Raw genomic sequence first — 19,779 nt, 5'->3', positions numbered from 1 at the left:
CGGCGATTGCTCACAGGTTGTACTGCTTGCGCTTGCGGTACAGCGTCGAGGCGTCGATGCCCAGGGTTTTCGCCGCTTGATCCAGGGTGTCGGCGGTGGCGAGGACCGCGCCGATGTGGGCCTTTTCCAGCTCATCCAGGCTCAGTGCCGCGCCGATGCGCGGTGCATTGGTGACCGGGGTTTCAGCCATGCCCAGATGGCTGATCTCGACCCGCTCCTGCGGACAGATGATGCTCGCCCGCTCAATCACGTTGCGCAGCTCACGGATGTTGCCCGGCCAGCGATAACTCAGCAGCGCTTCCCGGGCCTCATCGCTGAAGGCGCGCGCGGGACGGGCGTATTCCTTGACGAAGCGCGCCAGGAAGCGGTCGGCCAGGTTGAGAATATCTTCGCGGCGTTCGCGTAGCGGTGGCAGGTGTAAGGTAATGACATTCAGGCGATAGAGCAGGTCTTCACGGAAACGACCATCGCGCACCATGTCCTCAAGGTTGAGGTTGGTGGCCGCAAGGATGCGCACATCGGCACGACGGGTCACCGGATCACCGACGCGCTCATATTCCTTGTCCTGAATAAAACGCAGCAATTTCGGCTGCAATGTCAGGGGAAAGTCGCCGATCTCGTCGAGAAACAGCGTTCCGCCATCAGCTTGGTTGACTCGCCCCAAGGTGCTTTCGCTGGCGCCGGTGAAGGCGCCGCGGCTGTGGCCGAAGAGTTCGCTTTCCATGAGCTCGGCGGTCAGCGACGGGCAGTTGATCGTGACGCAGGATTTCTTCGCGCGTTTGCTCCAGCCATGAATGGCTTGGGACAGTTCGCCCTTGCCGGTACCGGATTCACCCAGAATCAGAATATTGGCGTCAGTCGTGGCGACCTGACGGGCGGTTTCGAGTACCACTTTCATGGCTGGGCTGTGGGAGTCCAGACCATCCTTGGGCTTGCGCACCTCGCCTTCCAGGGCTTCCAGTCGCGCCGACAGTTGTCGAACTTCCAGTTGCTTGGCGGTTGCCAGACGTAATTGATCGGGGCTGCACGGTTTGACCAGATAATCGGCGGCACCGGCCTGAATCGCATCCACGGCCGTGTCGACGGCCGAGTGGGCAGTGACGATCACCACCCGCATCCAGGGCGCCTGGATACGCATCTGGGCCAGCACATCGAGGCCGTTGTCTTCACCCAGACGCAAATCGAGGAAGCACAGGTCGAAAACCTGTCGCTGCAACAGGGCATCTGCCTGCGCGGCGCTGGTGGCGGTGGCCACGCTGTAGCCTTCGTCTTCAAGGCAGTAACGGAAAGTACGCAGGATGGCGGACTCATCGTCCACCAGCAGAATGCGGCCTTGATGCTCAGTGGCGGATTCCATTTTCCTACGCTCCTTAAAGAATGATCTTAATTTAGTCCCGGAGAAATCGGGCAAGTTGCATGATTGATTCTGAGCCATTCCTGTCATGGCAGGGTAGCTCTCATCGGATGTATCGGTTAGCCACCTGACTTTGCGGGTCTTTTGATAGATACCCGGAATCTGCCAACGGCCAGCGTGAATTTCTGACCTCCGTACCCTCCTCTCAATTCAAAAAATTTACGCCTTCCTTCAGACCCGTCGTGCAATACGCACGACTGCATAGATGGCATCGTGCAGGATGCGCGCGAAGTGGTTTCCTTGGCGTTCATAACATATTGATATTAAAGGGAATTAATTCGTATCAAAGCTGGCATGCGCTCTGCAATTGTCTGATTAACCAGGGTATTCAAAAACAAGCGCCCGCTATCGAACCGACCCCAGTGGTAGGAGCCCCAGGATGAACCGTCAACGTGCCGCCCTCCTGCAACTCTCGCCTGTGTATATCCAGCAAGGACTGTTTGCTGTTCTGGCGCTGTTGATTACCTTGCTTGGCGGCCAGCAGTTTCTGCGCTGGGAGCAGAGCCGGCAGCCGGAAGCGCCATTCCTGTCGATTCCGCATCCGACCCAAACCCATTTCAGCGCCGTCAGCAGTAGTCAGGCTGATAGCCCACCGATGCGCATGATGGATGTCGACCAGGCCGGGCCTGTGGGTGAGATACGTCATCAAGAGCGTTGGGTGTTCTAGACATAACTTCCGCCGCACCCCATGCGCCGGGAAATGCAGCACCTCTAAACAGAAGCGTAAGGAGAATCACCATGTTGAGCTGGGCAATCACATTCCTGATCATCGCCATCATCGCCGCTGTACTGGGCTTCGGTGGTATCGCGGGCACCGCCACGGGTATCGCCAAGATTCTGTTTGTCGTGTTCCTGGTGATGTTCATTGCTTCCTTCTTCTTTGGCCGTCGCGGTCGAGGCTGATATGAGAGGTTTGTTCAAGTCACTGGCAGCCGCCCTGCTGTTGGGCGGTAGTGCCATGGCATGCGGGCTGGCGTTTTCCCGACTTGCCTGAGGCCCCATCAAGGGCTTGCTGATAGAACAGAATTTGTACACGAAGGAGGCCAGCGCCTCTTTCCACCTGCGCCACCTGAGGAAGGCCGGCGCATGACCAAGGGGTCGGGACGTTCTGCCTGTTTCAGGGGCGGAGTGACCTACGGGTACAGGGAGTACCTGCGCAAGGGCCGGGTCAGGAGAAGCTACTGCGCAAGTTCGCCGGACCGCCAAGGCTCGACGGGCTTGCGAAGGGCTTGATCAAGCAACATATTGAAATAGAGCGCTCGTCTCTATTTCGTCAGTGTTATCCCGTCCTTATCCCTGTTACGTCGGAAAATACTTTTCTCGGTGTTTCATTGGTGACCGTATATCGAGAAAAATCACCTTTCTTTGGCCGCGATTTTTCCCTTCGTCCTGCGGGATTTTGCTGAAAAATCAACGCTCAGTCGCTGCTCAAAAAATATTCAATCTGCTCTGTGATGGCCGGTTCACGGCACTTATGCCTGCTGAAATGTCGTATTCGAACCGGTTGGGACGCGCGTTTCGCTAAAAAAACCTCATGCCGATTCTGCATAGGGTAGGCGTTTACGGCATTAGACGGCGCTTACCTGCATCGGAATAGTTGCGCCTTTTTTCGCCTGCCAGAGAGCGGCAAACACGCGCTCCGGGGCACCTTATACGGGGGGCAGATGCACTGGACTTTTTCGCCATAAGCGTTCCAGTTCGCGCATCTCCCTGAGTCAAACGCAAGTAAGGGTAAAAATATGAAGAAGGCAAAGCTTAGCCTCGCCTGGCAGATCCTCATCGGTCTGGTATTGGGGATAGCAATCGGTGCGCTGCTCAACCATTTCAGTGCCGAAAAAGCCTGGTGGATCAGCAACGTCCTGCAACCGGCAGGCGATATCTTTATCCGTCTGATCAAGATGATCGTGATCCCGATCGTCATCTCCTCTTTGATCGTCGGCATTGCCGGCGTCGGTGACGCCAAGAAGCTGGGGCGCATCGGCTTCAAGACCATCATCTACTTCGAGATCGTCACCACCATCGCCATCGTGGTCGGCCTGCTGCTGGCCAACCTGTTCCATCCGGGTGCCGGCATCGACATGAGCACCCTGGGCACTGTGGACATATCCAAGTACCAGGCCACGGCGGCCGAGGTTCAGCATGAACACGCGTTCATCGAAACCATCCTCAACCTGATCCCGTCGAACATCTTCGCGGCCATGGTTCGCGGCGAAATGCTGCCGATCATCTTCTTCTCCGTATTGTTCGGTCTCGGTCTGTCGAGCCTGCAGGCGGACCTGCGTGAGCCGCTGGTGAAGATGTTCCAGGGCGTTTCGGAAAGCATGTTCAAGGTCACACACATGATCATGAACTACGCCCCGATCGGCGTGTTCGCACTGATCGCGGTGACCGTTGCCAACTTCGGCTTCGCCTCGCTGATACCGCTGGCCAAACTGGTGATCCTGGTTTACGTCGCCATCGCCTTCTTCGCTTTCGTGATCCTGGGCCTGATCGCTCGCCTGTTCGGCTTCTCGGTGATCAAGCTGATGCGCATCTTCAAGGATGAGCTGGTACTGGCCTACTCCACCGCAAGCTCCGAAACCGTGCTGCCGCGCGTGATCGAGAAGATGGAAGCCTACGGCGCGCCGAAAGCGATTTGCAGCTTCGTGGTGCCGACCGGTTACTCGTTCAACCTCGACGGTTCGACCCTGTACCAAAGCATCGCGGCAATCTTCATTGCCCAGCTGTATGGCATCGACCTGTCGATCAGCCAGCAACTGCTGCTGGTACTGACGTTGATGGTCACCTCCAAAGGCATCGCCGGCGTACCGGGTGTGTCCTTCGTGGTACTGCTGGCCACCCTGGGCAGCGTCGGTATTCCTCTGGAAGGCCTGGCGTTCATCGCCGGTGTCGACCGTGTCATGGACATGGCCCGTACCGCGCTGAACGTGATCGGCAACGCCCTGGCGGTTCTGGTTATCGCTCGTTGGGAAGGCATGTACGACGACGCCAAGGGCCAGCGCTACTGGAACTCCCTGCCGCACTGGCGCAGCAAGGAAAAGCTGCCGGTAGGCGAGATTTCCAAGAGCTGATGTAATACCCCTTGTGGGAGCATCTGCCGCACCAGACAAACCCCGGAGAAATCCGGGGTTTGTCGTTTCTGGCCACCCCGCTATCATTCGCGGATCTTTTGGGGGGATTTGACTGATGCTCAATGGCCTGTGGCTTGGCTTCTTCATCGTGGCAGCCGTATCGGCGCTGGCCCAGTGGCTGATTGGTGGCAACGCCGGGATATTCGCGGCGATGGTGGAAAGCATTTTTGCCATGGCCAAGCTGTCGGTCGAAGTCATGGTGCTGCTGTTCGGCACCCTCACCCTCTGGCTGGGTTTTCTGCGCATTGCCGAGAAAGCCGGCATCGTCGAATGGCTGGCCAAGGCCCTGGGACCACTGTTCTTGCGCTTGATGCCTGAAGTCCCGCCGGGTCATCCGGCCATCGGTCTGATCACCCTGAACTTCGCCGCCAATGGCCTGGGCCTGGACAACGCCGCCACGCCGATCGGCCTCAAGGCCATGAAAGCACTGCAAGAACTCAATCCCAGCGCGACCGTCGCCAGCAACGCACAGATCCTGTTCCTGGTGCTCAACGCCTCCTCGCTGACCCTGTTGCCGGTGACGATCTTCATGTATCGCGCCCAGCAAGGGGCTCCGGACCCGACGCTGGTGTTCCTGCCGATCCTGCTGGCGACCAGTTGCTCCACCATTGTCGGCTTCCTGTCGGTGGCGTTCATGCAGCGCCTGCGCATCTGGGACCCCGTCGTGCTGGCCTACCTGATCCCCGGCGCCCTCGCCCTCGGTGCTTTCATGGCGTTGCTGGCGACCCTTTCGGCGACCGCTCTGGCCGGCCTGTCATCGATCCTCGGCAACTTGACTCTGTTTGGCCTGATCATGCTGTTCTTAGTGATCGGCGCGCTGCGCAAAGTGAAGGTCTACGAGGCTTTCGTTGAAGGAGCCAAAGAGGGTTTCGACGTCGCCAAAAACTTGCTGCCCTACCTGGTGGCGATGCTCTGCGCGGTAGGCGTACTGCGCGCGTCCGGGGCGCTGGACTTTGGCCTGGACGGGATCCGTCATCTGGTGGAATGGGCCGGTTGGGACACGCGTTTCGTCGATGCGCTGCCTACGGCGATGGTCAAACCCTTCTCCGGTAGCGCCGCCCGGGCGATGCTGATTGAAACCATGAAGACCTCGGGCGTGGACAGCTTCCCGGCACTGGTGGCGGCAACTGTCCAGGGCAGTACCGAAACGACGTTCTATGTCCTGGCGGTGTACTTCGGCGCCGTGGGCATCCAGCGTGCACGCCATGCCGTTGGTTGTGCATTGCTGGCCGAGCTTGCCGGGGTGCTGGGTGCGATCGGGGTTTGCTACTGGTTCTTTGGTTGATCGGCTCCGTCAGCCAAAGCCTTCAGCGCGGCCTTGCGCTCGTCCGTCGGCAAGGCGCCAAGCTTTTCCACGGCGGCGTAAAATTTAAGCCAGTCGCCATTCTCCTGATGGAACAGTGCGGCAAAAGCCGGCACCCATTGGTCGTACAAGCCAAACGGCAATAGCCGGGCATTGTTCATGGGGGCATAGATCCAGGCGTCATAGCGTTTGTCTGCGTCCCACTGACTGTCGCGCAATTGCCGGTATTCGCTGCGCAAGCGCTCGAACTCGGCCGCCTTGCGCTGGCGCATTTGTTCAGTTGGCAGCGGCAAGGTGTAGAGCTTTTCCAGTCGGGTGCGGGTCTTGAGCACCAATTCAGTGAACTGGTCGCGCTGACGTGCCTGCGCATTGTTATCCGGTGGCAGCTGGCGGTAAGCGCGCCATTGGCGAGTACCTTCCTGCTCGACGAAGGTGGCGAAGGATTCGTTGAACTCCGTGTCGTCCTTCACATAGAAGCGCTGATGGGCCAGCTCGTGAAAGATCAACGTGGCCAGTCGCTCATCCCCCCAGCCCATCATCGAACTGATGATCGGGTCGTTGAACCAGCCAAGTGTCGAATAGGCCTCGACGCCGCCAATCGACACGTCCATGCCTTGCAAGCGTTGCAAAGCCGCTGCGCCGCGGGCTGCGCTCTGGCTGTAGTAACCGCGATAGGCCACGCAACCGGCTATGGGGAAACAGTGGTTTACGGGCTTGAGGGAAAATTCCGGAGTGGCGAAGACATTCCAGACGACGAAGGGACGCCCAATGTCCGCGTACAAGCGGTAACTCTGGTTATCCGGCAGGTGCAATTGCTGGCTGGCGAAGGTTCGGGCCTTTTGCGATTGCTCCAGGTGTGTGCGCAGTTTTTGATCGCGCGCCGGGTCGGCAATCACGCTGGAAACAGGCTCCCTGGCTCGCAGCAACTGCAGTTGGCCGTTGGCCAGTTGGCTGTAATAGCTGGCGCTGGTGCAGCCGTTGAGCAACAAAAACAACAGGCTCGGAAACCAAACGCGAAAAACGCGATCAAGTAACCCAAGGCTAGGAAGCGGCCTGATCACAATAATTCTTCCTTGGAGAGTCTTTCCGCAAGACTATCCCGCTTGAATGGAGCTCCGCTATGCGCATGTTGATACTGACAGGAGGCCTGCTGATGCTGGCCGGCTGTGCTGGTTTCGGAATACCCCGCCACGATCCCGCGCAAGCCTGGATCGACCTGGACTCGAAGCAAGAAGATACGGCGCTGCAGGCGCTGGAGGTCGATGACAGGAACACCGACGATAAACGCTATTTCCAGGTTCAACCCGGTGGCCATGAGTTGACGGTCCGCTACCAATTCGCGGTCCAGCCCACCAATATCGGCCCAGACGCCGAGCCGTTGTGGCGCGATTGTCAGTTGAATGTGAAATTCAGCGACTTCAACGCGGGTGAGCGTTATCAGCTACAGGCAGGGAACATCGGGTTTCGGCCTTGGGCGAAACTCTACGATCAGCAGCGCAAAGTGATTGGGCGCGGCACGCCGGCAGGCTGTCAACACACCTGATCGGCGTTATGCTGGATGCATATCCCTTGGGACATCCATCATGCGCAGGTTGATGCTGTTACTCGCCGTCGGTGTTGTCGCGGGTTGCCAAAGCCCGATGCCGACACCCAATCCCAAAATGGCCTGGGTCGAATTCTCGACACCTTTCCCTAACGACAAGTTGTTGATGGCCGAACGACTGGATAAACAACGCCTGCGCGACGGGCGTTTTTTCGAGGTCACGCCGGGCAGCCATGAACTGATCGTGCGTTTCGACTTTGAAGTACCCGGTGGCGGATTGGGCATGATGAGCGGCCCTTCGGAGCGGCTGTGCTACCTGACCATCAAATACGATCATTTCGAAGCCGGCCAGCGTTATGTGCTCGAAGGCCGTTCCATTGCCTTTACCCCCGGTGCCCGGCTGTACAACGCCAAACGCGAAATCGTTGCTGAAGACCGGGAATCCTACTGCCTGATGTGAATGGTTCAGCGGTCGTTTTTCTGGTAAATGATTTTCTTCGTGCCGTTTTCGCACGAGCCCACGACCATGTTCTGGTCATGAACCTCGTCGTTGGTGACGATTTCAAGCGTGTAGGAAGTGACGCCGCTGGCCTGGATCTTGGCTTCGATCTCGGCCTTGAGTTCTTCGCAGGGTTTCGGTGCCGCAAGGGCCGAAGTGGCCAGTGCGCAACAGATAACCGCCAAGGCAAAACGTTTCATGGTGAAGCTCCTTTGAGGCAGCACGCACAATCGTGGTTTTCGCTGCTGTCATTTATTCGACCACAGTTTTAGCGGGCAAGTCTGTCGGGACGCAAAAAAGATCGCAGCCTTGAGCTCCTTTTACCGAATGATCCCGGCAGGTTGTGCAAGGCTGCGATCTTTTGTCTTCAATGAAAATCTAGCCGACCAACGTTGCCTCCAGGCTGATCTTCGCATTCAGCACTTTTGACACCGGACAGCCCTCTTTGGCCTTGTTGCTCAGCTCTTCGAACCGGGCCTGGGTCGCCCCGGGGATTTTTGCCTTCAGAATCAATTTAACTGCGGTAATCGAAAAACCGCCGTCCACTTGATCCAGGGTGACTTCAGCCTGGGTATCGATGCTATCGGCCTTCAGGCCGGCATCACCGAGAATCATGGAAAACGCCATGGAGAAACAGCCGGCGTGGGCCGCGCCGATCAGCTCTTCCGGGTTGGTACCCCGGCCGCCTTCGAAGCGCGCCTTGAAGCCATAGGGTGCTTCGCGGAGCACGCCGGTTTCTGTGGAAATCGAGCCGATGCCGGTTTTCAGATCACCTTCCCAATGAGCCGAAGCTTTCTTAACGATAGCCATGCCTGCCTCCTCAAGATTGGCGCGAAACGTCGCGCCTTCGTGGTTTCCGTTTGCCTGGGTTGTGAGGATAGACGGTGGGGCAAAGTTCATCTCGTCCGATCAGTCTGCTTTTTTTGCGGGATTTTTTACCGGGCTATTGAAACTCGGGTATATGCCCTCATTGCATGAATCAGGCTTTTGGATTCGGCAGGTTTGCGTTCGCAAGAACAAACCTGCGCCCTCAATTGGAGAAGCAGGTTTATGAAACGACTGTCCGATATCAAGTTCTCGACCCTCGATCTGGTGCCGGTGCGCGAGAACGGCAGCGCGGCCCAGTCGCTGCGCAATTCGCTGGACCTGGCGCAGCACGTCGAGAAATTCGGCTACAACCGCTTCTGGGTGGCTGAGCATCACAACATGGATGGCATCGCCAGTTCCGCGACTTCGGTGCTGCTCGGTTATCTGGCCGGTGGCACGTCAACCATTCGAGTCGGTTCGGGCGGGGTGATGTTGCCCAACCACGCACCGTTGGTGATTGCCGAGCAGTTCGGCACCCTGGAAAGCCTTTATCCGGGCCGGATCGATCTAGGCCTGGGGCGCGCTCCCGGTTCCGATCAGATGACCGCGCGTGCACTGCGCCGCGAACGCTCCGGCAGCGCCGACGACTTCCCGGAAGATGTGGCGGAACTGGTGCGCTACCTCGGGCCGCGTACCCCGGACCAACGCATCATCGCGATGCCGGGAACCGGGACCAAAGTGCCGGTCTGGTTGTTGGGATCGAGCCTGTTCAGTGCGCAATTGGCCGGCGAGCGCGGTCTGCCCTACGCCTTCGCCTCGCATTTCGCTCCGCGCTACATGCATGAGGCGATTCGGGTCTATCGCAATCATTTCAAGCCGTCAGCCGTTTTGGACAAGCCCTACGTGATGCTCGGCGTGCCATTGGTGGCAGCCGATACCGACGAGCAGGCCGATTACCTGGCGACCTCGGTGTTCCAGCGAATTCTCGCCCTGATGCGTGGCCAAAGCCTGGTACAGCGTCCTCCGGTGAAGTCCATGGACGGCCTGTGGCTGCCCCATGAAAAAGATGCCGTGCACGATTTCCTTGGGCTGGCCATGATCGGCAGCCCGCAGAAAATCCGCGCCAAACTTGAGGTCCTGATCGAACAGACCCAGGCCGACGAGCTGATTTTCACCTGTGACCTGTACGAACATGCCGATCGCGTGCATTCCTACGAGCTGCTGGCGCAGGTCATGCGGGGTTGATACTCAAACGGCAGGCATAAAAAAGCCGGCGCCTTGGCGTCGGCTTTTTTATTCGGGCGAGAATCGGCCTACTTTTTATAGACGATCACTTTGGCGCCCTCTTCGCATTTGCCAACAACTTTCCCGCCGGCAGCGGCACCTTTGTCGACAATCTCCAGCGAATAACCGGATACGCCCTTGGCATCAAGTTTCGCTGCGATTTCGGCTTTCAGCTCTTCGCATGGCTTGCCGCCCGCCAATGCGCTCCCCGCAAGGCTCAACAAACCTACTGCCAACATAAACTTCTTCATCGGTTGCATTCCCTGGTCGGATCATAGGGGTAACCAGCCGTCAGCCGGACGCACTCATGGAGTGCTTTGCCATTCCCTATGGCATTCGACCGGCGTGCAAGTTCAGAAGACTAGCCCAAAGTCAGCTGCTGGCAATCCGGAATCCGACTTTCAAGGTCACCTGAAAGTGCGCAGCCTTACCGTCCCTGATGTGCCCACGGGTCTCGGTCACTTCAAACCATTCCATGTACTTGATGCTTTTGCTGGCCTCGGCCAGCGCGTTATTGATCGCATCTTCGATACTGCTGGTGGACGAGCCGATCAGCTCGACTTTCTTGTAGGTGTGATGGTCAGACATGGCGTTCTCCTCGGCGTGTGAATTACAGACTAGCAGTGATTTTTCCTATTTCTTCTGTTGGCCGTTCTGAGGGTGAGGTTCAGATTTTCTGCACTTTCTCGAACCCGTGAAGTCCCAACCAACACACGCCACTCATCACCAATGCAGGAGAGCCACCATGGCCAACACCTCGTTACGCAAAGCCTCATTGCAAAGCATGGAAGCCGAGATCGAGAGTCTGCTCAAGTCTTTGGAAAGCCTGAAGGACGACACCTCGGACGAGTCGCGTAAAACCCTCAAGACCCTGAAAAGCAACGCCGAGAATGCCTTGAAACACTCGCGCCATCTGCTTGCCGATGCTTATGAAGAGGTCAAGGTCAAAACCCGCGAAACCGGGATTGCCACCCGGGACTACGCCCAGGACCACCCCTGGACAACTGCCGGTGTCGCCGTGGGCGCATTGGGCCTGCTGGCCGCTTATCTGTTGTGCAAGCGTGATTAATCCGCTCGACGCAGTTCGTTCTTGAGCCACTGCGCCAGTTGTCGGGCGCGCCCGTCCGCGGCGCGCTTGGGTAGCCACAACGCCAGTTGCGCCGGGGTTTCACTGAAGCCCCAAGGCGCAACCAGGCGCCCGGCCTTCAAGTCCTCCGTCACCAAGGGTTCGGGAGCAATCGCCACGCCCAGACCCGCGACGGCGGCTTCCAGCAAGTAATACAGATGTTCAAATCCCTGACCGTACTTCAGCGCCCTGGGGTCGAGCCCCCGTGGTTGCGCCCAGTTCGGCCAGGCTTGCGGGCGTGAGGTAGTGTGCAGCAAGGGTTCGTTCAGCAGCGCGGTTTCCGGCGCCTGCTTGAGCCGTTCATAGCCGACAAACCGCGGGCTCATGACCGGGCCGATGCGTTCGCTGGCCAGCTCAAAAACCTGCATGTCCGCCGGCCAGGGCGGCTCGGCAAATATCAGCAAGGCATCCAGCCCCGGTCTTCGCGGATCCAGATCGCCTTCGCCGGCCGACAAGTGCAGGCGCAAGTCCGGCAGGTCGGCATTGAGCCGCCCCAGTCGCGGGATAAACCAGCGCGCCAGCAGGCTTCCCGAGCAACCGAGCACGAATGGCGCATCGACTGTGCTTTGTGTGAGTTCGGCGCAAACGCTGCGCAGGCGCTCGAAGGCTTCGCTGCTGGCATCACGCAGTCGCAACCCGGCATCTGTGAGTTTCAGGCCGCGACCGTCCTTGATGAACAGGCTTACGCCGAGGTGTTCTTCAAGCACCTTGAGTTGCCGGCTGACCGCACCGTGGGTGACGTGCAGCTGTTCCGCCGCCTGACTGACGCTGTTCAGGCGGGCAGTGGCTTCGAAGGCGCGAAGCGCGTTCAGCGGAGGAAGGTCATGGCTCATTTGATCTGTGAGTTTTCCTGACAGGTTGTGGCGATCTTATCGGTTTTCAGGTCGGGGCGTCAGGGGTAGAGTGAAGCCCACTATCTCTTTATGCATCACTTCACGCATTCAACTGGAGCGCCCCATGACCCAGACTAATCTGCGCAACGGCCCTGATGCCAACGGCCTGTTTGGCGCGTTCGGCGGCCGCTACGTTGCCGAAACCCTGATGCCGTTGATCCTCGACCTGGCCCGTGAATATGAGTTGGCCAAGGAAGATCCTGCATTCAAGGAAGAACTGGCCTACTTCCAGCGCGACTACGTCGGACGTCCAAGCCCACTGTACTTCGCCGAGCGTCTGACCGAGTTCTGCGGCGGCGCGAAGATCTACCTCAAGCGTGAAGAGCTGAACCACACCGGCGCGCACAAGATCAACAACTGCATTGGCCAGATCCTGCTGGCGCGGCGCATGGGCAAGAAGCGCATCATCGCCGAGACCGGCGCCGGCATGCACGGTGTGGCCACTGCCACCGTCGCTGCGCGTTTCGGTCTGGATTGCGTGATCTACATGGGCACCACTGACATCGAGCGTCAGCAGGCCAACGTGTTCCGCATGAAGCTGCTGGGTGCCGAGGTTATCCCGGTGGTAGCCGGTACCGGCACGCTGAAAGACGCGATGAACGAAGCCCTGCGTGACTGGGTGACCAACGTCGACAGCACCTTCTACCTGATCGGTACCGTGGCCGGTCCGCACCCTTACCCGGCGATGGTTCGCGACTTCCAGGCCGTGATCGGCAAGGAAACCCGCGAGCAGCTGCAAGCCCAGGAAGGTCGCCTGCCAGACAGCCTGGTGGCGTGCATCGGCGGTGGTTCCAACGCCATGGGCCTGTTCCACCCGTTCCTCGACGACCAGAGTGTCGAGATCATCGGCGTCGAAGCCGCCGGTTACGGTATCGAGACCGGCAAGCATGCGGCCAGCCTGAACGGCGGCGTACCCGGTGTGTTGCACGGCAATCGCACCTTCTTGCTGCAGGACGACGATGGCCAGATCATCGACGCCCACTCGATCTCCGCTGGCCTGGACTACCCGGGCATTGGTCCGGAACACGCCTGGTTGCATGATATCGGCCGCGTTCAGTACACCTCGGTGACCGACGACGAAGCCCTCGCTGCATTCCACCAGTGCTGCCGCCTGGAAGGGATCATCCCTGCCCTGGAAAGCGCCCATGCCCTGGCTGAAGTATTCAAGCGCGCACCGACCTTGCCAAAAGATCACCTGATGGTGGTCAACCTGTCCGGCCGTGGCGACAAAGACATGCAAACCGTGATGCACCACATGGAACAATCGAAGCAGGAGAAACACTGATGAGCCGCCTGCAAACGCGTTTTGCCGAACTCAAGGAACAGAACCGCGCCGCCCTGGTGACCTTCGTCACTGCCGGCGATCCGGGCTATGACACCTCCCTGGCCATCCTCAAGGGCTTGCCGGCGGCTGGTGCCGACGTGATCGAACTGGGCATGCCCTTCACCGACCCGATGGCTGATGGCCCGGCAATCCAGCTCGCCAACATCCGTGCATTGGGTGCCAAGCAGAATCTGGCAAAAACCCTGCAAATGGTTCGCGAGTTCCGCCAGGACAACAACGAAACGCCGCTGGTGCTGATGGGGTACTTCAACCCTATTCACATGTACGGCGTACCGCGCTTCATCGCCGAAGCCAAGGAGGCCGGCGTTGACGGCCTGATCGTGGTCGACCTGCCGCCAGAGCATAACGGAGAGTTGTGCGACCCGGCGCAGGCAGCGGGCCTGGACTTCATTCGCCTGACCACGCCAACCACCGATGATGTGCGCCTGCCGACCGTTCTCAACGGCAGCTCCGGCTTCGTCTACTACGTCTCGGTGGCCGGTGTGACCGGTGCCGGTGCCGCCACGCTGGAGCACGTCGAGGAAGCGGTCGCCCGTCTGCGTCGCCATACCGATCTGCCGATCAGCATCGGCTTCGGTATCCGGACTCCAGAACAGGCGGCGTCCATTGCGCGGCTGGCTGACGGTGTTGTGGTGGGTTCGGCGTTGATCGATCACATCGCCAATGCCACTTCCCCGGAACAAGCCGTCGATGGCGTTCTGAGCCTGTGCTCGGCGTTGGCCGAAGGCGTGCGTAAAGCCCGCGTCAGCTGAAGGTAAAGCTCCTGAACGCTGTAAACCTTGTGGGAGCAAGCTCGCTCCCACAAGGTGCGGTATCAAGGCAATTCTATCCCGCCTGATGCCTTGTGCAGTTTGCGCAGGTGCTCACCGATCTGCGTCACGTTGGCCTCGTTGGCGGCCATCTCGGCGGCGCGGCCCGGTTCAAGCAACGCCCTCACCTCCTTGTCCAGATCCCCGGACAGCGCCAGGAGTTGTTTCTGGCGCTGGCTGCTTTCCGCTTCCAGATGCTGCCATTCGCTCGGTTGTGGCAACCCGTAACCAGTGGTCCCCAGCAACTCTGCCGGGCGGCTGAGGAAGCCGCTGTTGGCGAGAATCTGCTTCAGTGTCTCGTTGGCCTTGTCCATGCCGCCGTTTTTAAGCTCCCGAGCGCCCAGATAGCGCTGCTTCACTTCGTCCTGGGCCAGCAACATCTGTCGACGGAAACTCGCCTGTTCCAGCAGCAGCAATGCTGCGCTGGTACGCAAATCGGCCTGTTCGAACCATTGCCGCCGCTCTGCGGCTTTAAGATCCAGCCACTCTTCGACAGTTTCCTGTTTGATCGGCATCTGCTTTTTCAACACTTCGAACATCGCTTGGTAGCGATCACGGAAGGAGTCGAAGCGATAACCCAGGCGCAGTGCTTCGCGAGGATCATCCAGCACGCTGGTATCGGCCAGACCGCGCCCCTTGAGCACTTCGAGCATGCCGTTGGGCATGATGTTGTCCAGACCAACCAGTTGCGGGTTGTTAGTGCTGCTACGCAGCAGTTTCAGTCCTTCTACCGCACAGTTATTGGACAGGAAGAAATAGTTGCCGTCGTAGCTCCAGTGCATTTCGGCGGCGTGCTCCACCACATCTTCGATCTCGCGGCGCGACAGGTTCAGTGGTACCGAGGCCAGGCTACGCAACTCGGTCTTGGTATATTCGTCGATTACCTGGGAAAGCGGCAGGACAAACAATCGCGACGGGTACTTGCCGACCAGCCCATTCCAGCTCGACATCTGCACATCACCGACAAATGCGCGGTATGACAGCACCAGATGCTGGTCCAGGTCCAGTCGGCAATCCGGTCCGCGAGGCCGGCCCGGTGCGCAGATGACCAGGCGCAACATGCTGTGACCCCAGTAGCTGAACAGGTTCTGGTTGGCTTCGGCCAACAGGTAATCGATGGCGTAAACCCGTTCAGGATCGACCTGTCCCAGTGGTGTTTTGGCGAAATCACTGCCGGCATTGAGGAAGGCGACGGTTTTGCCGCAAGCGTCTTTGGCAGCGGGTGCCCAGCCGAAATGTTCTTTGTAGTAGCGGTACAACGCGGGACGACGGCAGGCATAGCTCGGATCGAGCAGGAAGTACTCGATATTGACCGCGACGAACTCCTTGGGGCTGCTCGTCTCGTAGATGTCCGGACTGCGCGCGATCTGCCGGTTGTACTGTTCGCGTTCGCCACGACGGCCGACGTATTGCGGCCAGCCGGCGAGGTCGAGCAGGCGTGGATCATCGCTGAGGGTAAAGCGGCGGCCGGTCTGGCCGCGGCATTGGTCGGGGATGCCGACCAGCCCTGAGCTGCTGTCTTGGCGGGTACAGCGTTGAATCAGTGCACGCTCCGATTTTGGCCACAGGCGTGAGCGATCGTAGATGTGAGTCAGCTCGTGCAACACCGTGGCGAGCATTTCCCGGCGTACGGTGCCATGGGGGCGATGGGTTTTTTTGGTCGCGGCGCTGCCATCGGTGAGGCCGGCCAGCAGGTTGCGGTTCAGGTCGAGTTCGGACACCAGTGTCGCCTGACCGTAGGCATTTCTTGGCATGTCATCGGTCCAGCCGACATCGATGCGTCGATCGAGTTGCTCGACGAAGCGTGGCGGCAGTGCCTGCATGGCTTCATCGAGCAACGCCTGGCTGGCGTGCTGTTGCGCGGGTGTCAGACCTTCGGTCTTGAGCTGTAATTGAAGGCCGGCGTGGGCCGTGTTGCCGAGCAGCAACAGGGCCCCGGCCAGCAGCCAGGCGCCTGGACGCTTCACAGTGCGAGGATGGCTTCAGCGAGATCCTGGTCACTGGCGTCACGGGCTTCCGGCACGCGGGTGCGCAGCAAATCGAAGGCGGATTCCAGATGAGCGCCACGTATGTCGCCATTGCTGGCAACGAAACTGGCGGCGTCGTCCTGGGCCTCGCGCACGATTTTCGAATCGCGAATGGACGTGGTGGTGTCGGAGGTGAAATCGAGGGTGCGCTGGGTAGCACGGATCAGGATATTACTGGTGGCAACCAGGGTATGTGCCTGGGCCACATCGGCCAACAGCAGCAGGCCTAAGGTGGCAGCAATCAGCGGGTTACGCATGGAATGACTCCAGAAAAAACAGGGATAACTATTGGACGAGAATTGCTTGTGCCAGTTCAAGGTCGCTGGCATGAAGTTTTACCTGGGTTCGGCGCAGATACCGCAGGGCCGACTCCAGTTGTGCGCCTCTTAGCTGGCCGTCACTGGCAATGAATGCCGCGGCGTCATCCTGGGCTGCGAGCAGCAGTTTATGGTCGAAGGGGGCGGAGGTCACCATGCTTGTGGCATATCCACTGGCCACGATCCCCTGGGTTGACAGGTTAAAGGCGTCGTAAGCGTGGGCTGAACCTGAACAGGCAGCCGTAATCATGACTGGAGTGATCAACAGATTTGCAAGAAAACGCATGAGACTCGACAGTTAAAAGTGAGTCCCAAGGCTAGCGCAAGGCCCATTCCAGAGCCAGCACGGAAATATCGGGGCACGTCGAGCGTGTCCCCGAACAGAGCAGTCGATCAGATCGTCAGGATCGCCTGCGCCAGTTGTGCGTCGGTTGCGTTCAACTGGGGTGCCTGATGACGAATATGGTTGAGTGCGCTTTCCAGTTTCACCCCACGGATGGAACCTTCGCTGGCAACGAAGCTGGCGGCATCGTCACGCGCGGCGAGCACGATCTTGTCATCCTTGAATGAAGACGTGATGTCGGACGTCGCATCGGAACTGGATTTGAGTGCCCCAACGACTGCGTCGGTGGTCACGATAAAACTGGTGGCGTGGGAATTGGCAGCTACGGCAAGCAGGGCTGCAGCGCTGAGCAGGCGAAGTCGGGACATGGTGTAACTCCTAGGGTAAGCCGATTGGAAGATGGCGCAGTGTCTGCTGTGTCAGACGCTCGTTGCCCGCCAAGTTCTGATTGATAGTAGCTGTCTGTGCGTGACGCCGCGACAGTCTCATCGTGTTGATCTGGCGAAGTTGCCAGACTGTATCAAATCTGGTGAGGCAACTGTTCAGGTATAATTTTTGTTTGTTAAAACTGTACTGCTTTTTTCTTTCTTCTCCGAAACGACAAAGCCCGTCGTGGTTTCCCACGACGGGCTTTGTTTTTTCAATTCGGGTTGCTGGCGGTGGACCTTCAGGTCAGAGCCAGCGACGCTAACTTAGCGCCAGAACGGCTTGCTCAGCTCTTCGTAGCGTTGTGCTTCGCTAATCCCGGCATCAGCCAGCAGACGCGAATCCAGGCGAGCCAGTTGATGGCGGCTGGTGATGCGGCGCTGCCACAGCATCAGGTTGGCGATAACGCGCAGAGGCAGGGAAGCCTGGGTTTTTGCAGCAGTGTCTTCGAAGAACAGTTCGGAACTGAGTGTACGTTCCATGGTTGACATCCTTCCGCTTATGGCGGGATTAGGTAGTGGTTTAACTGGTGCCCATGATCCTCTCGTTTGCCTAGTCTCTGTAGATACAGTTCATCTGTATTGTGAGAGCTCAGTTAACTGTTTATAGGGGGTGTACTGGTCTAAATTGAGGCAACTGTACCTATCCGCACTATTAAGGTGCGAAAATGTTGTTTTTGTCCGAAAAGGTAGGAGTTTTCCTTAGGAAATGACCAGTACAGCAGTACAGTTTTTTTCATATTTCGAAGAGGCAAGAGCAAGCTGACGAAACTGTGTTTGCGCCAGCTGCCATCTGTACCAATTACTTCTTCAGCATTTGCCCGGTTTCTTCCAGGTTGATGTGCCAGCTCAGGGCATCACGCAGGATGTGTGGGGTGTGCCCACCGATGGCGCACGCGGTGGTGAAGTAATCATTGAGCGCCTGGCGGTAATCCGGGTGCACGCACTGGTCGATGATGATCCGGGCGCGTTCCCGGGGCGCCAGGCCGCGCAAGTCTGCCAGGCCCACTTCGGTCACGAGGATGTCGACGTCATGTTCGGTGTGGTCGACATGGCTGACCATCGGCACCACGCTGGAGATCGCACCGCCCTTGGCGATCGACTTGGTCACGAACACGGACAGGTGCGCGTTGCGCGCGAAGTCGCCCGAGCCGCCGATGCCGTTCATCATCCGCGTTCCGCAGACGTGAGTGGAGTTGACGTTGCCATAGATGTCGAACTCCAGCGCCGTGTTGATGCCGATGATGCCGAGGCGGCGCACGACTTCAGGGTGGTTGGAAATCTCCTGCGGGCGCAGGACCAGCTTGTCCTTGTAGCGCTCCAGATTGCCGAAGACGTCAGCATTGCGCCGGCTCGACAGGGTGATTGAACTGCCCGAAGCAAAACTCAGCTTGCCCGCATCGATCAGGTCGAAGGTCGAATCCTGCAGCACCTCGGAATACATCGTCAGGTCTTCGAACGGCGAGTCGATCAGGCCACACATCACCGAGTTGGCGATGGTGCCGATTCCGGCTTGTAGCGGGCCGAGCTTGTTGGTCATGCGCCCGGCTGCCACTTCCTGTTTGAAGAAGTCGATCAGGTGGTCGGCAATGGCCTGGGTCTCGGCGTCTGGCGCCAGCACAGTGGAGGGCGAGTCAGCCTGGTTGGTGACCACGATGGCGACGATTTTTTCCGGTGGAATCGGGATGGCGGTGCTGCCAATGCGATCGTCGACCTTGACCAGCGGAATCGGCGTGCGGGTCGGACGGTAGGTCGGAATATAGATGTCGTGCAGACCTTCGAGATTCGGGTTGTGCGCCATGTTGATCTCGACGATCACGTGCTTGGCGAAAATCGCGAAACTGGCCGAGTTGCCGACCGAGGTGGTTGGCACGATATGCCCTTGTTCGGTGATCGCTACGGCTTCAATCACGGCGATGTCCGGCAGCTTCAATTGCTGGTTGCGCAATTGCTCCACGGTTTCCGACAAGTGCTGGTCGATGAACATGACTTCACCGGCATTGATCGCCTTGCGCAGGGTGCTGTCGACCTGAAACGGCATGCGTCGCGACAACACACCGGCTTCGGTCAACTGTTTGTCGAGGTCGTTGCCCAGGCTTGCGCCGGTCATCAGGCTGATTTTCAGCGGCGTGACCTTGGCGCGCTCAGCCAGCGCCTGAGGGACGGCCTTGGCTTCGCCTGCGCGAGTAAAGCCACTCATGCCGACGGTCATGCCGTCCTCAATCAGAGCGGCAGCGTCGGCAGCGCTCATCACTTTGTCCAACAACGAAGGCAGGCGGATACGGTCACGGTACATGGATTGTTATCTCGGGCAACAGGTAGCAGGACGTGCAGTCTAGTGAATTGCGCCGGCTTCTGTCCCGCTACCAAGGTCGCAATCGAGGCGTCTATTCAGGGCCTTTCAAGCAAAACACCGTTACCGGATCGGTAACAAAAGAATAGTTTGTCCGACGATTTGCACAAACAAAAACGCCCCGACGAGTCGGGGCGTTCCGTGTGCCGCAGAGGGTTAC

23 protein-coding genes are annotated in these 19,779 nt (G+C 58.7%); 10 read left to right on the top strand and 13 right to left on the bottom strand.

Annotation, left to right across the window (positions count from 1 at the left end; genetic code table 11):
• Positions 1 to 10 precede the first annotated feature (10 nt).
• Positions 11 to 1,357 (bottom strand): sigma-54-dependent response regulator transcription factor AlgB, encoded by a 1,347-nt coding sequence (gene algB / locus ACM6IT_RS06575; RefSeq protein ID WP_056726702.1) that lies wholly within the window; start codon positions 1,355 to 1,357, stop codon positions 11 to 13.
• A 436-nt stretch (positions 1,358 to 1,793) separates the two neighbouring features.
• Here algB and ACM6IT_RS06570 point away from each other — a divergent pair, with 436 nt between their 5' ends.
• The 4 genes from ACM6IT_RS06570 (at position 1,794) to ACM6IT_RS06555 (ending at position 5,830) form a co-directional block, all read left to right on the top strand.
• On the top strand, positions 1,794 to 2,081 hold the full coding sequence (locus tag ACM6IT_RS06570; protein WP_414917722.1) for a hypothetical protein: 288 nt from the start codon (positions 1,794 to 1,796) through the stop codon (positions 2,079 to 2,081).
• A 71-nt stretch (positions 2,082 to 2,152) separates the two neighbouring features.
• Complete coding sequence (locus ACM6IT_RS06565) at positions 2,153 to 2,317, top strand: DUF1328 domain-containing protein (protein ID WP_003177151.1); 165 nt, start codon at positions 2,153 to 2,155, stop codon at positions 2,315 to 2,317.
• An 836-nt stretch (positions 2,318 to 3,153) separates the two neighbouring features.
• Positions 3,154 to 4,485, top strand: a complete 1,332-nt coding sequence (gltP, locus tag ACM6IT_RS06560) for a glutamate/aspartate:proton symporter GltP (RefSeq protein WP_056726700.1) — start codon at positions 3,154 to 3,156, stop codon at positions 4,483 to 4,485.
• Between the two features lie 115 nt (positions 4,486 to 4,600).
• On the top strand, positions 4,601 to 5,830 hold the full coding sequence (locus ACM6IT_RS06555) for a nucleoside recognition domain-containing protein (RefSeq protein ID WP_046042661.1): 1,230 nt from the start codon (positions 4,601 to 4,603) through the stop codon (positions 5,828 to 5,830).
• On the opposite strand, the gene ACM6IT_RS06550 is transcribed toward ACM6IT_RS06555, so the two are convergent.
• Entirely contained in the window at positions 5,812 to 6,909 is a 1,098-nt protein-coding gene (locus ACM6IT_RS06550) for an aminopeptidase (protein ID WP_414913622.1), read from the bottom strand. The two genes, ACM6IT_RS06555 and ACM6IT_RS06550, sit on opposite strands and share 19 nt — an antisense overlap.
• A gap of 59 nt (positions 6,910 to 6,968) precedes the next feature.
• Between ACM6IT_RS06550 and ACM6IT_RS06545 the strand changes: the two genes are divergently transcribed.
• Both ACM6IT_RS06545 and ACM6IT_RS06540 read left to right on the top strand, forming a co-directional pair.
• On the top strand, positions 6,969 to 7,391 hold the full coding sequence (locus tag ACM6IT_RS06545; RefSeq protein ID WP_056726698.1) for a hypothetical protein: 423 nt from the start codon (positions 6,969 to 6,971) through the stop codon (positions 7,389 to 7,391).
• Between the two features lie 40 nt (positions 7,392 to 7,431).
• A complete protein-coding gene (locus tag ACM6IT_RS06540) occupies positions 7,432 to 7,851 on the top strand; it encodes a hypothetical protein (protein WP_056726697.1) in 420 nt (139 codons plus the stop codon).
• A 5-nt stretch (positions 7,852 to 7,856) separates the two neighbouring features.
• On the opposite strand, the gene ACM6IT_RS06535 is transcribed toward ACM6IT_RS06540, so the two are convergent.
• Positions 7,857 to 8,090: a DUF1161 domain-containing protein gene (locus ACM6IT_RS06535; protein ID WP_104450431.1), complete on the bottom strand. Its 234-nt coding sequence runs from the start codon at positions 8,088 to 8,090 to the stop codon at positions 7,857 to 7,859.
• 178 nt (positions 8,091 to 8,268) lie between these two features.
• Positions 8,269 to 8,700, bottom strand: coding sequence for an OsmC family protein (locus ACM6IT_RS06530; RefSeq protein WP_414913624.1), 432 nt, complete (start codon positions 8,698 to 8,700; stop codon positions 8,269 to 8,271).
• 240 nt (positions 8,701 to 8,940) lie between these two features.
• Here ACM6IT_RS06530 and ACM6IT_RS06525 point away from each other — a divergent pair, with 240 nt between their 5' ends.
• Positions 8,941 to 9,942 carry an LLM class flavin-dependent oxidoreductase gene (locus ACM6IT_RS06525; protein ID WP_414917721.1) on the top strand — a complete coding sequence of 334 codons (1,002 nt, stop codon included), beginning with the start codon at positions 8,941 to 8,943 and terminating at the stop codon, positions 9,940 to 9,942.
• Between the two features lie 68 nt (positions 9,943 to 10,010).
• Here ACM6IT_RS06525 and ACM6IT_RS06520 read toward each other — a convergent pair whose 3' ends face one another.
• Positions 10,011 to 10,232, bottom strand: coding sequence for a DUF1161 domain-containing protein (locus tag ACM6IT_RS06520; RefSeq protein WP_056726693.1), 222 nt, complete (start codon positions 10,230 to 10,232; stop codon positions 10,011 to 10,013).
• Positions 10,233 to 10,353: 121 nt separating this feature from the next.
• On the bottom strand, positions 10,354 to 10,569 hold the full coding sequence (locus ACM6IT_RS06515; protein ID WP_008045871.1) for a dodecin: 216 nt from the start codon (positions 10,567 to 10,569) through the stop codon (positions 10,354 to 10,356).
• Between the two features lie 157 nt (positions 10,570 to 10,726).
• On the opposite strand from ACM6IT_RS06515, the gene ACM6IT_RS06510 reads away from it, so the two are divergent.
• A complete protein-coding gene (locus ACM6IT_RS06510) occupies positions 10,727 to 11,050 on the top strand; it encodes a DUF883 family protein (RefSeq protein WP_056726692.1) in 324 nt (107 codons plus the stop codon).
• On the opposite strand, the gene ACM6IT_RS06505 is transcribed toward ACM6IT_RS06510, so the two are convergent.
• Positions 11,047 to 11,940 (bottom strand): LysR family transcriptional regulator, encoded by an 894-nt coding sequence (locus ACM6IT_RS06505; RefSeq protein ID WP_414917720.1) that lies wholly within the window; start codon positions 11,938 to 11,940, stop codon positions 11,047 to 11,049. The genes ACM6IT_RS06510 and ACM6IT_RS06505 overlap by 4 nt on opposite strands.
• 124 nt (positions 11,941 to 12,064) lie before the next feature.
• On the opposite strand from ACM6IT_RS06505, the gene trpB reads away from it, so the two are divergent.
• Together trpB and trpA are read left to right on the top strand one after the other, a co-directional pair.
• Complete coding sequence (gene trpB / locus ACM6IT_RS06500) at positions 12,065 to 13,285, top strand: tryptophan synthase subunit beta (protein WP_056726690.1); 1,221 nt, start codon at positions 12,065 to 12,067, stop codon at positions 13,283 to 13,285.
• Entirely contained in the window at positions 13,285 to 14,097 is an 813-nt protein-coding gene (gene trpA, locus ACM6IT_RS06495; RefSeq protein ID WP_015092933.1) for a tryptophan synthase subunit alpha, read from the top strand. The genes trpB and trpA overlap by 1 nt, the downstream gene beginning before the upstream one ends.
• A 62-nt stretch (positions 14,098 to 14,159) precedes the next feature.
• Here the strand turns inward: trpA and ACM6IT_RS06490 are convergent, their stop codons facing one another.
• The 6 genes from ACM6IT_RS06490 to ACM6IT_RS06465 form a co-directional block, all read right to left on the bottom strand.
• Positions 14,160 to 16,121 (bottom strand): DUF4105 domain-containing protein, encoded by a 1,962-nt coding sequence (locus tag ACM6IT_RS06490; RefSeq protein WP_414913627.1) that lies wholly within the window; start codon positions 16,119 to 16,121, stop codon positions 14,160 to 14,162.
• Positions 16,118 to 16,438: a DUF2388 domain-containing protein gene (locus tag ACM6IT_RS06485; RefSeq protein ID WP_057712574.1), complete on the bottom strand. Its 321-nt coding sequence runs from the start codon at positions 16,436 to 16,438 to the stop codon at positions 16,118 to 16,120. Before ACM6IT_RS06485 ends, ACM6IT_RS06490 begins: the two co-directional genes overlap by 4 nt.
• A gap of 28 nt (positions 16,439 to 16,466) precedes the next feature.
• Positions 16,467 to 16,784, bottom strand: a complete 318-nt coding sequence (locus ACM6IT_RS06480; protein WP_414917719.1) for a DUF2388 domain-containing protein — start codon at positions 16,782 to 16,784, stop codon at positions 16,467 to 16,469.
• 107 nt (positions 16,785 to 16,891) lie between these two features.
• Positions 16,892 to 17,209: a DUF2388 domain-containing protein gene (locus ACM6IT_RS06475; protein WP_056726686.1), complete on the bottom strand. Its 318-nt coding sequence runs from the start codon at positions 17,207 to 17,209 to the stop codon at positions 16,892 to 16,894.
• 324 nt (positions 17,210 to 17,533) lie between these two features.
• Entirely contained in the window at positions 17,534 to 17,749 is a 216-nt protein-coding gene (locus tag ACM6IT_RS06470) for a DUF1127 domain-containing protein (protein ID WP_008018491.1), read from the bottom strand.
• Between the two features lie 319 nt (positions 17,750 to 18,068).
• The gene (locus tag ACM6IT_RS06465) at positions 18,069 to 19,562 is read right to left on the bottom strand and encodes an acetyl-CoA hydrolase/transferase family protein (protein WP_223542707.1); all 1,494 of its coding nucleotides are present in this window, start codon (positions 19,560 to 19,562) and stop codon (positions 18,069 to 18,071) included.
• Positions 19,563 to 19,779 lie beyond the last annotated feature (217 nt).

The organism is Pseudomonas sp. IT-P4, from assembly GCF_949767755.1.
GTDB lineage: Bacteria > Pseudomonadota > Gammaproteobacteria > Pseudomonadales > Pseudomonadaceae > Aquipseudomonas > Aquipseudomonas monachiensis.
The sequence above is the reverse complement of the archived record's forward strand: the minus strand, read 5'-3'. Positions and strand labels throughout refer to the sequence as shown.